Source organism: Kitasatospora sp. NPDC058218 (assembly GCF_042882445.1).
GTDB lineage: Bacteria > Actinomycetota > Actinomycetes > Streptomycetales > Streptomycetaceae > Kitasatospora.
In genome coordinates this window covers 20,775-33,145 of record NZ_JBHVWC010000093.1, presented here as the reverse complement: position 1 = coordinate 33,145, position 12,371 = coordinate 20,775, and the positions used below count along the sequence as shown (strand labels likewise).

The following is a 12,371-nucleotide window of genomic DNA, read 5'->3' as shown; positions in this document are numbered from 1 at the left end:
GTGAGCCACGTGGTCGAGCTGGCGGCGGCGAAGGCTCCGGCCGGGGTGCTGCCGTTGCCTTCGGACGAGGCCCGGCTGGACGCGGATCCGGTGCGCTGCCTGGACCAGGACGCGTCGAAGGCGATGGTCGCGGAGATCGACCAGGCCCACAAGGACGGCGACACCCTGGGTGGTGTGGTCGAGGTGCTGGCGTACAACGTGCCGGTCGGCCTCGGCTCGCACGTGCACTGGGACCGGCGGCTGGACGCGCGGCTGGCCGCGGCGTTGATGGGGATCCAGGCGATCAAGGGTGTCGAGGTCGGTGACGGTTTCGAGCTGGCCCGGGTGCCCGGTTCGCAGGCGCACGACGAGATCGTGCCGACCGCGGACGGGATCAGGCGGACCTCGGGCCGTTCGGGTGGTACCGAGGGCGGCCTGTCGACCGGGGAGCTGCTGCGGGTCCGTGCGGCGATGAAGCCGATCGCCACGGTGCCGCGCGCCCTGCAGACGCTGGACGTGCGGACCGGTGAGCCGGCCAAGGCGCACCACCAGCGTTCGGACGTCTGTGCGGTGCCGGCGGCGGGCATCGTCGCGGAGGCGATGGTGGCGCTGGTGCTGGCGGACGCGGTGAGCGAGAAGTTCGGTGGCGACCACGTGTCCGAGACCCGGCGCAACGTCCAGGGGTACCTGGACAACCTGATCGTCCGATGACCGCGCCCCTGGTGGTGCTGGTCGGTCCGCCCGGCAGTGGCAAGTCCACCGTCGGGCGGGACCTCGCCGAGCGCCTGGGCGTCGGGTTCCGGGACACCGACGCCGATGTCGAGAAGTCGGCGGGCAAGCCGATTCCGGAGATCTTCATCGACGAGGGCGAGCCGCACTTCCGCGAGCTGGAGGCGGCCGCCGTGCGCAGCGCCGCACAGGGCCACGAGGGTGTGCTGGCACTGGGCGGCGGTGCGGTGATGGCCGAGGCGACCCGGGCGCTGCTGCGCGATCTGCCGGTGGTGTTCCTGGAGGTGCCGCTGGCGGACGCGGTCCGGCGGGTGGGGCTGGACGCGCCGCGTCCGTTGCTGGCGGTCAATCCCCGGGCGCGTTGGCGTGAGTTGATGGAGGCGCGTCGGCCCCTGTACCTGGAGGTGGCCACCGCCGTCGTCGACACCGCGGACCGCACCCCCGGGCAGGTCGCGGACGCCGTAATGGAAGCACTGGAGCTGAAGACCCCCCATGAGTGACATCGTCAGGATTCACGTCGGTGGCAATGCCGGCCACGACCCGTACGACGTGCTGATCGGACACCAACTGCTCGGCGAGCTGGGATCGCTGATCGGCACCCAGGCCAAGCGGGTCGCGCTGATCCACCCCGAGGGGCTGGCCGCCACCGCCGACGCCATCCGCGAGGACCTGCTCGGCGAGGGCTACGAGGCGATCGTCCTCCAGGTGCCCAACGCCGAGGACGCCAAGAGCGCCGAGGTCGCCGCGTACTGCTGGTCGGTGCTCGGCCAGACCGGGTTCACCCGCAGCGACGTGATCGTCGGCCTCGGCGGCGGCACCACCACCGACCTGGCCGGCTTCGTGGCCGCCACCTGGCTGCGCGGGGTGCGCTGGGTCTCCATGCCCACCACGCTGCTCGGCATGGTCGACGCGGCGGTGGGCGGCAAGACCGGCATCAACATCGCCGAGGGCAAGAACATGGTCGGGTCCTTCCACCCGCCGGTCGGCGTGCTGGCGGACCTCGACACCCTGGAGACGGTGCCCAAGCACGACTACGTCTCCGGCCTCGCCGAGGTCATCAAGTGCGGCTTCATCGCCGACCCGGTCATCCTCGACCTGATCGAGGCGGACCCGGAGGGCGCCAGGAGCCCGGCCGGGCCGCACACCGTCGAGCTGATCCGGCGGGCCGTCCAGGTCAAGGCCGACGTGGTCTCCGGGGACCTCAAGGAGTCCGGCCGGCGCGAGATCCTCAACTACGGGCACACCCTCGGCCACGCCATCGAGCGCAACGAGCGCTACAAGTGGCGGCACGGCGCCGCGATCTCCATCGGCATGGTCTTCGCCGCCGAACTCGGCCGCCTGGCCGGCCGGTTGGACGACGAGACGGCCGACCGGCACCGCACCGTACTGGCCTCGGTCGGTCTGCCGCTGAGCTACCGCGCGGACGCCTGGCCGAAGCTGCTGGACGCCATGAAGATCGACAAGAAGTCGCGCGGCGACCTGCTGCGCTTCATCGTCCTGGACGGTCTCGGCCGGACCTCCATGCTGGAGGGCCCCGACCCGTCCCTGCTGGTCGCCGCCTACGCGGAGGTCTCCTCGTGACCCGGGTGATGGTGCTCAACGGCCCCAACCTCGGCCGACTCGGCAGCCGCGAGCCGGACGTCTACGGTGCCACCTCCTACGCCGGGCTGGTCGAGCGCTGCACCGCGCTCGGCAAGGAGCTCGGTTTCGAGGTCGAGGTGCACGAGACCAACTCCGAGCAGCAGATGGTGGAGTGGCTGCACGAGGCCGCCGACGGCGGGGTGCCCGTGGTGATCAACCCGGGCGCCTTCACCCACTACTCGTACGCGATGCGCGACGCCGCCGCCCAGCGGACCGCGCCGCTGATCGAGGTGCACATCTCCAACCCGTACGCCCGGGAGACCTTCCGGCACACCTCGGTGATCGCCGCCGTCGCCTCCGGCACCATCGCCGGCTTCGGCCTCGGCTCGTACGAGCTGGCCCTGCGGGCCCTCGGCGGGCAGCTCACCACCCGCTGACACCCGGGCCCGGGGTACCGGATCGGTGCGGCCACGGCCGGCCCGATCCGGTACCCCGGCCCTCGTCAGCGGCCCGGCGGCGGACTGTGCCCGCTGCGGGGCCGCCGTGTAGTGTCCCCGCTGAAAGAAGTCGGGAGGTGACCGTGACGCAGTACGCCGGGGGTGGACAAGTCCCCCCACGTCCCGTCGCTCCGCCGGCCCCGCCGTACCCCGGCAGCGCCACCGCCGCGTCGCCCGTCGGCGCCGCACCGGGCGCGTCCCGGGGAGTACCGCAGGCGGCGACCCAGTCCGTCCGCCACAGTGCGACCCAGTCCGCGCGCGAGCCCGCGGGCCGGCCCCCGTACGGCGTTCGGCCCGCGGCGCAGCCGGCCGCTACGCCGGTGACTCCCGTCGCGCCGCCGGCCGGTCCCACCGCGGCGGCGCCAGCGCCGGTTCCCGCCGGGGCCACCGGGCACTTCCTGCTGCCCTCCGGCTCGCCCGTCCAGCTCCCGGCCCACCCGCCGCAGCCGCACACGCCGTCCGGACCGCTCGCCGTGCTGCTGATCGGCCCGGCCGGCGCGGGCAAGACCACCGTCGCCCGGCACTGGGCCGAGCGCCGGCCCACGCCCACCGCCCACATCAGCCTCGACGACGTCCGCGAGTGGGTGCAGTCCGGCTTCGCCAACCCGCAGTCCGGCTGGAACAACGCCTCCGAGGCGCAGTACCGGCTGGCCCGTCGCACCTGTGGCTTCGCCTGCCGCAACTACCTGGCCAACGGCATCTCCTGCATCATCGACGACGCCGTCTTCCCGGACCGCCCGGCGATCGGCCTGGGCGGCTGGAAGCGGCACATCGGCCCCGGGATGATCGCGGTCGTGCTGCTGCCCAGCCTCGACTCCGTGCTGAGCCGCAACGCCCGGCGCAGCGGCAACCGGCGGCTGAGCGACGAGGAGGTGGCCCGGATCCACGGGCGGATGGCCGGCTGGTACAACTCCGGGCTGCCGATCATCGACAACTCCCACCTGGACGTCGCGGCCACCGCCGCGGAGCTGGACCGGGTGATCCTGGCCCGGCTGATGGGCATCCCGGTCCGCTGAGCCCCGGTCTGCTGAGCTCGGGTCCGCTCGGGCGCCGGTCCGCTCGGGCTTCGGCCCCCGGGCCCTGTCGGTGCCGGCTGCGATGATGGACGCGTCCTGTTCGACCACCCGGGGGAGCCGACGCCCGTGCCGGAAGGCCACATCATCCACCGCCTCGCCGCCGAGAACGCCAGGGCCTTCGGCGGCCGACCGGTCCGGGCCAGCAGCCCGCAGGGCCGGTTCGCCGACGGCGCCGCGCTGGTCGACGGCCAGGTGCTGACCGGGGCGGAGGCCACCGGCAAGCACCTCTTCCTCGGCTTCGAGGGCGGCGCCTGGGTGCACATCCACCTCGGCCTCTACGGCGGATTCACCTTCGGTGACGGCCCCGCGCCCGAGCCGGTCGGCCTGGTCCGGCTGCGGCTGCAGAACGACGACGCCCACGCCGACCTGCGGGGCCCGAACACCTGCGCGCTGATCACCGGTGCCGAGAAGGACGCCGTCGCCGCCCGCCTCGGGCCCGATCCGCTGCGCGCCGACGCCGATCCGGAGCTGGCCTGGCGGCGGGTGTCCGGCAGCCGGACGACGGTCGCCGCGCTGCTGATGGACCAGAAGGTGCTGGCCGGCGTCGGCAACGTGTACCGCGCGGAGGTGCTGTTCCGCCACGGCATCAGCCCGCACCGGGCCGGGCGCGACCTCACCCGGGCCGAGTGGGAGGCCATCTGGGCCGACCTGGTCGCCCTGATGCGCGAGGGCGTCGGCGCGGGCCGGATCGACACCGTCCGCCCCGAGCACACCCCCGAGGCGATGGGCCGGCCGCCGCGGGTGGACGACCACGGCGGCGAGGTCTACGTCTACCGCCGGGCCGCCATGCCCTGCCTGGTCTGCGGCACCGACGTGCGGACGGAGCAGCACGCGGCGCGCAACCTCTTCTGGTGCCCCGCCTGCCAGCAGGCGTAGCCGGGCGGCTCGCCCGGCCCGGGCGCGCGGTCAGCGCCGCGGGCCGCGTGCCACGGTCAGGGCGGCGGCCGCGCCGACCAGGCAGAGCGGGGTGTAGAGCACCAGGTTGAGCCGGTGGAAGGCCGAACCGGGCTCGGTGCCGGTCCCGCTCGCCCAGACCAGCCCGGCCAGCCCGCGCGCGAGCAGCCCGCCGGCCACCGCGCGCGGGCCCCAGCGCAGCACGACGCCGGGCAGCCGGCGGGCCGCGCCGTCGAGCAGCCCGCCGCGGGCGAGCACCACGGTCGCGCCCGAGAACAGCAGGGCGGCCAGCGGCAGCACCACGCGCGGGGTGAACGGCACCTCGGCGTTGAGCACCGCGTGCGAGAGCGAGGCCGCGTCCGGCGCGGGCCAGGTGCTGCCGGTGGCCCAGTAGACGTGCAGCAGGCCGTCGGCGGCGAGCACGCCGGCGACGGCGAGGGCGGCGGTGCGGTGGCGGTTCACGGAGTCTCCCGGGGTTCTCGACGGTCTGTCACCCCGCAGGAGCGGGCGGCGGGGCCGTACGTTCCGGTGGCGAGCGTCACACCAGGAAGTCGCGGGAGCGAGGGAACGTCCGGCCGGTTCGGGGCCTCTCACCCGGATGTGGATGGTCCCGAAGAACCCGATGCCGCCCCGGCCGAGCCGGACGTCGCCGCGCTGGTCCGCGCCGCCCAGCGGGGCGACCAGCTGGCCGTCGGCGAACTGCTGGAGCTGGTCACGCCGTACGTGCGCAGGCTCTGCGGCCCGATCGCGCTGGACGACGGCGCCGACGCCACCCAGGAGGCGCTGATCGCCGTCTTCCGCAAGCTGCGCCAGCTCCGGGAGCCGGCCGCGCTGTTCGGCTGGGTGCGCTCGATCGCCGTCCGCGAGGCCGTCCGGCACGTCCGGAGGGTGGCGCACTGCGTCCCCGCCGACCTGTCGGAGCTGCCGCGCCCGGGCGACCCTCAGCTCGCCACCGACATCGAGGACGTCCTGGCCCGGCTGACGCCCGAGCACCGGGCCGTGCTGGTGCTGCGCGACCTCGAAGGCCTGGACGAGCGCGCCACCGCCGAACTGCTGGGCGTGGCGCCCGGCACCGTGAAGTCCCGGCTGTCCCGGGCCCGACTCAGCTTCCGAAGGGCGTGGCAGCAGTGAGCGCGCAGACCCCCTGGCCGGTGGCCGCCTTCGACCCGGTGCGCAGCCTGCACGTCATCGCCGCCGTCACCCCCGGCGCCGCCGTCCGGGAGGCGCTGCTGGACGCGCCCTTCGACCAGGTCTGGGCCGCCGCGGCCGACCTGGAGGGCGGGTTGCCGCGCTGGCTGCCGGACATCCGCGAGGTCCGCCTCGCCGCCCCCCGGGAGGGCGGCCGCCCGCAGGCCCTGGTGATCGGCCGGACCGGGCTGCGGGCCCGCTTCGACCTGGAGCTGGAGCCCGGCTGGTGCCTGATGCGCAGCCGGTTCCTGCTCGGCGGCATGGCGGCCCGGGCGGAACCGGAGGGCACCCGCTTCGCCTTCCTCGGCGCCTTCCGCACCCCGGCCGGCGGCCTGCTCGGCCGAGCGCTGCGGCCCGCCACCGATCCGCTGGCCGGGCGCTCGCTGCGCCGATTCGCCCGCCTGGTGCGGGAGAGGTGATGCGGGCTCAGGATCCACCGTAGGCTGAGGGCCTTCGAGACGTGAGGGGTGGGCGACCCCGCCCCCCCATGCGCCGAAGGCACTTGGGCCGGCGCGGAGGGAGCGGGCGGATGGACGGCTACGAGGCGGCCAACATCGTGTCGGGCACGGTGCACGGAAACGTGGTGCAGGCGCACACCTTCGTTCAGGCGCCGGCGCCGCCCGCGGGCGCGCCCCGCCAGATCCGGCCCTCCAGCGGCGCGTTCGTCAACCGCGGCGTGGAACTCGCCGCGCTGACCGCCGCGCTGGAGCGGACGGATCCGCTGCGCCCGTCGGTCGTCGCGCTGACCGGGCTCGGCGGTGTCGGCAAGACCGAGGTGGTCGCGCGGTGGGCCGAGGAGAACGCCCGCAGCTTCCCGAGCGGTCAGTTGTACGCGGATCTCACCACCGTCCGCCATCAGGGCGGCGTCGACCTGGGCGAGGTCCTGGGCGGCTTCCTGCGGGCGCTCGGGGTCCACCGGGACTTCGTGCCCGAGCGCCTGCCCGAGCGGGCGGCGCTGTTCCGGACGGTCACCTCGGCGGGCGGGCTGCTGGTCTTCCTCGACAACGTCGAACACGCCTCGGAGGTCCGGGCGTTGCTCCCGACGGCCGGGCTGGTCGTGGTCACCGGCCGGACCCGGCTGCCGGGCCTGGCCCTGGCGGGCGCGACCCTGCTCGACGTCGAGCCGCTGCTCCCCGAGGCCGGGTCGGACCTCGTCCGCAGCTGGCTCGGCCCGGGTCGGGGCACCGACGACCAGCTCCACGACCTGGTGCGGCTCTGCGGCGGGCTGCCGCTGGCCCTCCAGGCGGTCGGCTCCGAGCTGCTCACCCGCGGCGGCCTGCCGGTGGAGCGGGTGGTGGCCGAGCTGGCGGACGAGGGCGGCAGACTGGCGGCGATCGAGCACCGGGAGGGCTCCGTGGCCGAACCGTTCGAGGCCGTGTACGCGCACTTCCCCGCGCACACCCGCCGGCTCTACCACCTGCTGGGGGTGCACCCGGGCTGGCACCTCACCCCCGAGCTGGCCGAGGCGGCCGGGGTCGAGCGGGCCGACGAGGCGCTGGGCGAGCTGGTGCGGGCCCACCTGCTGCGCCCGGTGGCGGATGAGACCCCGGACCCGGAGGAGCGCTACCGCACGCATGACCTGGTCCGGCTGCACGCCCGGCGGCATGCGCGGACCGACCCGGGGCGCCACGAGCTGCTGCGGCGGATCGTGGCCTACTACCGGGGCCGGGCCGCGGTGGCCGACCGGGCGGTCCTCGGCGACCGGCTGAGGCTGCAGGAGCCCCCGGAGGCGTCACTGCCGGGCTTCGCCGACCCGGTCGGGGCGATGGCCTGGTTGCAGGTCGAGCGGGCCGATCTGCTGGCGGTCCTGACGGCGGCCGCCGAGCAGGGCTGGCACGGCGAGGTCTGGCGGCTCTGCGAGTCGCTCTGGCCGCTCTACCACGGCCGCAAGCACTACGGCGACTGGATCGCCTCCCACCTCCTGGGCGTCGAGGCGGCGCAGTGGGACAACCGCCCGGACGCCGCGATCCGGATGCGCAACCAGCTCGCCCGGGCCCACTACGAGCTGGGGCAGTACCCGGCGGCGGCCGAGCAGTTGGCCGCCGCGACCGGGCTGCTGCCGCTGGTGGACGACCCGCGGCTGGCCGGTGTGCTGGTCGAGACCGAGGGACTGCTCTGCCTGGCCGACGGCCGGCCCGAGCGGGCCGTGGAGCTGTTCACCCGGGCCCGGGAGGCCAACGCGGGGGACCCGCACGGCGTGGCCGTGCAGAGCTACCAGCTGGGTCAGGCGCTGATCGCGGCGGGCCGCGGGGCGGCGGCCCTGGCCGTCCTGGAGGAGGCGACCGCGCTGGCCGAGGAGACGCGGGACCGCTCGATGCTGGTGAAGCTGCCGCTGGTCCGGGGCCGGGCGCTCCGGGCGCTGGGGCGGCCGGCGGAGGCCGTGCGGCTGGTCTCCTCGGCCGCGGACCGGGCCGCCGCGCGGGACGAGCTGGTCAAGGAGGCCCAGGCCCGCGAACTGCTCGCCGAACTGGCGGACGAACTGGGCGACGTGGAGCTGGCCGGGAGCGCCCGGGCCCGGCTGCGCGAGCTGCGGGCGCGGGCGGGCGTCCTCGGCGGGTAGCGGAGCGCCGGCCGGGCGGTGGTGGCCGGGAGCCGGGCGGTGGCGGGCGGCCGGCGGGCCGGTGCGGGCGGCTACGGCTGGGCGGTGAAGGTGACCCGGACGCGGCGCTCGCCCGTGCGGACGGTGAGCCCGCTCTGCGGCAGGGCCTGCGCGTCGCCGCCCTGCTGGAGCCAGAGGGCCACGGCCGCGCCGAGCAGCAGCGGGTCGAGCAGCGGCTTCGGTGCGCCCCACGGCCGCTCGGCGTGTGCCTCCAGCATCAGGCCCGCGGGCAGCCGCAGCAGGTGACGGCTCTTGCCGAGGGCGGCCACCGCCAGGCCGAGCCCCGGGGACCGGAAGGCATCGGCCAGCCAGCGCTCGGCGGGCAGTTCGGCCCGGACCTCGGTACGCGCCAGCACCTCGGCGACGTCGCGCAGTTCGAGCCGGCGTTCCTCGGCGCGGACCGCGTAGATCCCGCGGGCGGGCCCGTGGTCCGCTCCGACGGGGTAGCGCCGCAGGCCGACCTCGGTGCCGGAGACCGTCCCCTCCACGTCGTAGGCGGACGGGCCGCGGGTGCTCCCCGGCAGCGGTCGCGGGTCGGGGTAGGGCGCCGGCCGGGGCTCCTCCGCCGGTTCGTCGAGCCGTGGCAGGTAGGAGTAGAGCAGGGGGCGCAGCAGCCGGGCCGACTGCCCGCGCCGGCCGAGCGAGCGGTCGGTGATCGGGCGCAGCGCCGCCGGATCGTGCTTCGCCACGGCCTCTTCGAGCTGGGCCAGCAGGTCGCCGTCGGGGTCGAGCGGCGGCGCGGCCTGGCCGAAGGCGTAGCCGGGGGAGTGCGGGTCGAGCTCCTCGGCGCCGGTGGCGACCAGCAGGGTGTGGCGCTCCAGCGCGGCGCCGTAGAAGGACACCGAGCCGTGGTCGCCGATCAGGCAGTCGGCGGCGACCAGTGCGGCCTGCCAGCCCTGGTGCGGCGGGACGAGCCGGAGCCCGGAGCGCTCGGCGTCGGCGAGCAGGGCCTGCGGGTCGTGCCGGGCCCAGATGTTGGGGTGCAGGACGACGGCCACCGCGTACTCGTCGGCGGGGAGCCGGTCGACCAGTCGCAGCGGCAGCCGGGGGTGGCGGCCGAACAACGAGTGCCGGCTCCAGGTGGAGTTGACCACCACGAGTCGGCGGCCGTCCACGGCGCCGAGGGCGGCGCGGTAGGCGTCCCGGGCGTCGAGGCTGCCCAGCATCCGGTCGAAGCACGGGTCGCCGACCACCCGCGCGTGCGGCAGCGCCTCGGGGCAGGAGATCCGCAGCCGGTCCAGCTGCTCCTCGTGGGAGAGGCCGAGGACGTCGACGAACACCTGTCCGCGGTGGGTCAGTTCGCGCCGGGAGAGGCCGGCGGCGGTGACGCTGTCCCCGGTGGACTGGCTCACCAGGCGGTTGTAGCCGGCGCCGTGCGGCAGGACGACCAGCGGGGCGTCGAGTCGGCTCATCGAGGAGTGCACGGCGCAGGCGACGGCCAGGTCGAAGCGGTGCCGGACGGCCTCCGGCCAGTCCAGGACGGTGAACCCGGGCAGGGCGCGCAGGAATTCGTCGAGCCCGGCGGTGAAGGCGGAGCCGGGGTTGACGGTGAGGTAGAAGCGGATGCCGTCGCGGTCGCGGAGCAGGCTGAGCACGTCGAGGACGCGGGTGGCGGAGGTGAGGGTGCGGACGACCGCCAGGACGCGTGCCTCGACCGGCCGGGTGTTCCAGCGGTCGTCGTCGGGCCAGGTCCGGGCCCGGGGCCTGCGGCGGATCAGCACACGAAGATCGTACTCACCCGGGCCCCTGCCGGGGTGGTTGGCCGGACGGCGGGTCAGCCGGCCGCGGCGGCGGGTGCGTGCCGCCTGGGTTCGTGGTGGTCGGGCGCGTCGGTCGGCTCGTGGTGCTCGGCGGCGGCGCACGCGTCCAGCAGGGGGCGCATCGCGTCGTCCAGCAGCCGGTAGCGCACCACACGTCCGTCCTTGTCGCCGGTGACCACGCCCGCCGTGCGCAGCAGCCGCAGCGCCTGGGAGACGGCCGGGTCGCGCATGCCGGTGGCGACCGCCAGGTCGGTGACGGCGAGCGGGCCGGCCCGGTGCAGGGCGAGCAGCAGGGCGAGCCGACCGGGGTCGGCGAGCAGCGAGAACCGCTCGGCCCAGGATCGGACGTGCCCGGGGTCGCCGATCGCGGCGATGGCCTCGCAGACCCGGTGTCCGTCGATGGTGCGGTGGCCCGCGCGGTCGGCCGGTACGAGATGCATGCGGACATTCTTGCAGCCCCGGGCCTGTGATTCCGGACACCTGCGCAGGTGCGCAGCCTTGCAAGGGTGTGGCGGCGGCACCTACGGTGTTGCCCGCCGTGGTGCTCGGGAAGACCGGTGACGGGCTCTCAGGAGCCCGGAGTCCGGAGCGGCCCTCGCCACTGTGATCGGGGGAGTCGTCCGTGTCCACGACGCCACTGGGTGCCCTGCGCACCCGGGAAGGCGGGCACGGGAGCCCCGTAAGCCAGGAGACCGGCCACGGCATCTCACGAAGGACTTTCCACGAGGTGCTGGAGCGTGATCCGAAGATGACCCTGCCCGAAACCGCCGCCCCCGCGGCGCCCTCCGCCTTGCCCACCTTCCGCTGGAAGCGCGAGGACACCATCCGCACGGCCGGGCTGATGGGGGTGATCCTGGCCATGCACGTGGTGGCCTTCGGGACGCTCTTCTTCCTGGTCGCACCCGAGGGCTACGCGGTCGGCACCCAGGTCTTCGGGGTGGGCCTGGGGATCACCGCGTACACCCTCGGCATGCGGCACGCCTTCGACGCCGACCACATCGCGGTGATCGACAACACCACCCGCAAGCTGATGGCGGACGGCAAGCGGCCCGTCTCGGTGGGCTTCTGGTTCGCCCTCGGGCATTCCTCGATGGTGGTCCTGATGGCCGCCCTGGTGGCGGGCGGCGCGCAGCTGGCCAACACGCTGATGGACGACGACTCGCCCACCCACCAGTGGCTGGGCGTGGTCGGCACCTCGGCCTCCGGTGCCTTCCTCTACCTGATCGGCGCGCTCAACCTGGCCGCCCTGTTCGGCATCCTCAGGGTGTTCCGGTCGATGCGGGCGGGTCGCTTCGACGAGGCGGAGCTGGAGGAGCACCTCAACTCGCGCGGCCTGCTCGCCCGGGTGCTGAACCGGGCGACCCGCTCGATCACCCGGCCCGGCCAGATGTTCCCGGTGGGCATGGTGCTCGGCCTCGGCTTCGACACCGCGACCGAGGTCACGCTGATGGTGATGGCCGGGTCCGGCGCGGCCTCCGGGCTGCCCTGGTACGCGATCGTCTGCCTGCCGCTGCTGTTCGCGGCGGGGATGAGCCTGTTCGACACCCTGGACGGGACGTTCATGAACTTCGCCTACCAGTGGGCGTTCTCCAACCCGGTGCGCAAGGTGTACTACAACCTGACCATCACTGGGCTGTCGATCGCGGTGGCGTTCATCATCGGGACCATCGAACTGGTCGGCGTCCTGCACGAGAAGCTGGACCTCACCGACCCGGTGAGCGGCTGGATCGCGGACCTCTCGCTGGACAACGTCGGCTATGTGATCGTCGGACTGTTCGTGGTGGTCTGGGCGGCGGCGATCGCCTACTGGCGGCTGGCCGGCGTCGAGCGGCGCTGGAGCCCGCAGTCCGGGCACCCCGCCGGCGGGGTGCCCGCCCAGGGAGCGGCGGGGGCCGGGGACGCCGCCGAGGTCGTGAAGGAGCGAGGTCGTGAAGTAGCCGGGTAGCGCCCGGTCGCGCCCACGTGGCGGCGCCCCCCCCCCCCCAAACGGGGGGGGCGCCGTACCCCGGGTGGGGGGGGTTGTCCCGGGCCCCGGGCCGGTCCGGGGGGGGAGCGCGCCCCCCGGCCC

12 protein-coding genes, 1 pseudogene and 1 riboswitch are annotated in these 12,371 nt (G+C 75.1%); of the genes and pseudogenes, 10 read left to right on the top strand and 3 right to left on the bottom strand.

Annotated elements, in window-relative coordinates; all coding sequences use genetic code 11:
• From aroC to ACFVYI_RS39100, 6 genes are all read left to right on the top strand, one after another.
• On the top strand, positions 1 to 690 hold a 690-nt coding region (gene aroC / locus ACFVYI_RS39125; protein WP_387894441.1), incomplete at its 5' end, for a chorismate synthase.
• Complete coding sequence (locus ACFVYI_RS39120; protein WP_387894440.1) at positions 687 to 1,208, top strand: shikimate kinase; 522 nt, start codon at positions 687 to 689, stop codon at positions 1,206 to 1,208. The genes aroC and ACFVYI_RS39120, both read left to right, overlap by 4 nt.
• Complete coding sequence (gene aroB, locus ACFVYI_RS39115; protein ID WP_387894438.1) at positions 1,201 to 2,289, top strand: 3-dehydroquinate synthase; 1,089 nt, start codon at positions 1,201 to 1,203, stop codon at positions 2,287 to 2,289. The genes ACFVYI_RS39120 and aroB overlap by 8 nt, the downstream gene beginning before the upstream one ends.
• An 8-nt stretch (positions 2,290 to 2,297) precedes the next feature.
• A complete protein-coding gene (gene aroQ / locus ACFVYI_RS39110; RefSeq protein ID WP_387894444.1) occupies positions 2,298 to 2,726 on the top strand; it encodes a type II 3-dehydroquinate dehydratase in 429 nt (142 codons plus the stop codon).
• 143 nt (positions 2,727 to 2,869) lie between these two features.
• On the top strand, positions 2,870 to 3,802 hold the full coding sequence (locus ACFVYI_RS39105; RefSeq protein WP_387894443.1) for an AAA family ATPase: 933 nt from the start codon (positions 2,870 to 2,872) through the stop codon (positions 3,800 to 3,802).
• A 126-nt stretch (positions 3,803 to 3,928) separates the two neighbouring features.
• A complete protein-coding gene (locus ACFVYI_RS39100) occupies positions 3,929 to 4,738 on the top strand; it encodes an Fpg/Nei family DNA glycosylase (protein WP_387894436.1) in 810 nt (269 codons plus the stop codon).
• Between the two features lie 30 nt (positions 4,739 to 4,768).
• Here the strand turns inward: ACFVYI_RS39100 and ACFVYI_RS39095 are convergent, their stop codons facing one another.
• The gene (locus tag ACFVYI_RS39095; RefSeq protein ID WP_387894435.1) at positions 4,769 to 5,218 is read right to left on the bottom strand and encodes a DUF3995 domain-containing protein; all 450 of its coding nucleotides are present in this window, start codon (positions 5,216 to 5,218) and stop codon (positions 4,769 to 4,771) included.
• Between the two features lie 138 nt (positions 5,219 to 5,356).
• On the opposite strand from ACFVYI_RS39095, the gene ACFVYI_RS39090 reads away from it, so the two are divergent.
• The 3 genes from ACFVYI_RS39090 (at position 5,357) to ACFVYI_RS39080 (ending at position 8,504) form a co-directional block, all read left to right on the top strand.
• Positions 5,357 to 5,887, top strand: coding sequence for an RNA polymerase sigma factor (locus ACFVYI_RS39090; protein WP_387894434.1), 531 nt, complete (start codon positions 5,357 to 5,359; stop codon positions 5,885 to 5,887).
• A complete protein-coding gene (locus ACFVYI_RS39085; protein WP_387894433.1) occupies positions 5,884 to 6,363 on the top strand; it encodes an SRPBCC family protein in 480 nt (159 codons plus the stop codon). Before ACFVYI_RS39090 ends, ACFVYI_RS39085 begins: the two co-directional genes overlap by 4 nt.
• A 110-nt stretch (positions 6,364 to 6,473) precedes the next feature.
• Positions 6,474 to 8,504, top strand: a complete 2,031-nt coding sequence (locus tag ACFVYI_RS39080; RefSeq protein ID WP_387894432.1) for a hypothetical protein — start codon at positions 6,474 to 6,476, stop codon at positions 8,502 to 8,504.
• Positions 8,505 to 8,575: 71 nt separating this feature from the next.
• Here the strand turns inward: ACFVYI_RS39080 and ACFVYI_RS39075 are convergent, their stop codons facing one another.
• Complete coding sequence (locus tag ACFVYI_RS39075) at positions 8,576 to 10,264, bottom strand: hypothetical protein (RefSeq protein ID WP_387894430.1); 1,689 nt, start codon at positions 10,262 to 10,264, stop codon at positions 8,576 to 8,578.
• A 137-nt stretch (positions 10,265 to 10,401) separates the two neighbouring features.
• Positions 10,402 to 10,743: pseudogene (locus ACFVYI_RS39070) on the bottom strand (ArsR/SmtB family transcription factor); the annotation flags it as partial.
• 82 nt (positions 10,744 to 10,825) lie between these two features.
• A riboswitch (cobalamin riboswitch) is annotated at positions 10,826 to 11,019 on the top strand.
• A 32-nt stretch (positions 11,020 to 11,051) separates the two neighbouring features.
• Between ACFVYI_RS39070 and ACFVYI_RS39065 the strand changes: the two are divergent.
• A complete protein-coding gene (locus ACFVYI_RS39065; protein WP_387894429.1) occupies positions 11,052 to 12,248 on the top strand; it encodes a HoxN/HupN/NixA family nickel/cobalt transporter in 1,197 nt (398 codons plus the stop codon).
• Positions 12,249 to 12,371: the final 123 nt, after the last annotated feature.

What these genes read in the sequence shown, in the direction of transcription:
- aroB (WP_387894438.1), top strand. Translation starts at nt 1,201, where the DNA reads ATGAGTGACATCGTCAGGATTCACGTCGGTGGCAATGCCGGCCACGAC.
- aroQ (WP_387894444.1), top strand. Translation starts at nt 2,298, where the DNA reads ATGGTGCTCAACGGCCCCAACCTCGGCCGACTCGGCAGCCGCGAGCCG.
- ACFVYI_RS39065 (WP_387894429.1), top strand. Translation starts at nt 11,052, where the DNA reads ATGACCCTGCCCGAAACCGCCGCCCCCGCGGCGCCCTCCGCCTTGCCC.
- ACFVYI_RS39120 (WP_387894440.1), top strand. Translation starts at nt 687, where the DNA reads ATGACCGCGCCCCTGGTGGTGCTGGTCGGTCCGCCCGGCAGTGGCAAG.
- ACFVYI_RS39080 (WP_387894432.1), top strand. Translation starts at nt 6,474, where the DNA reads ATGGACGGCTACGAGGCGGCCAACATCGTGTCGGGCACGGTGCACGGA.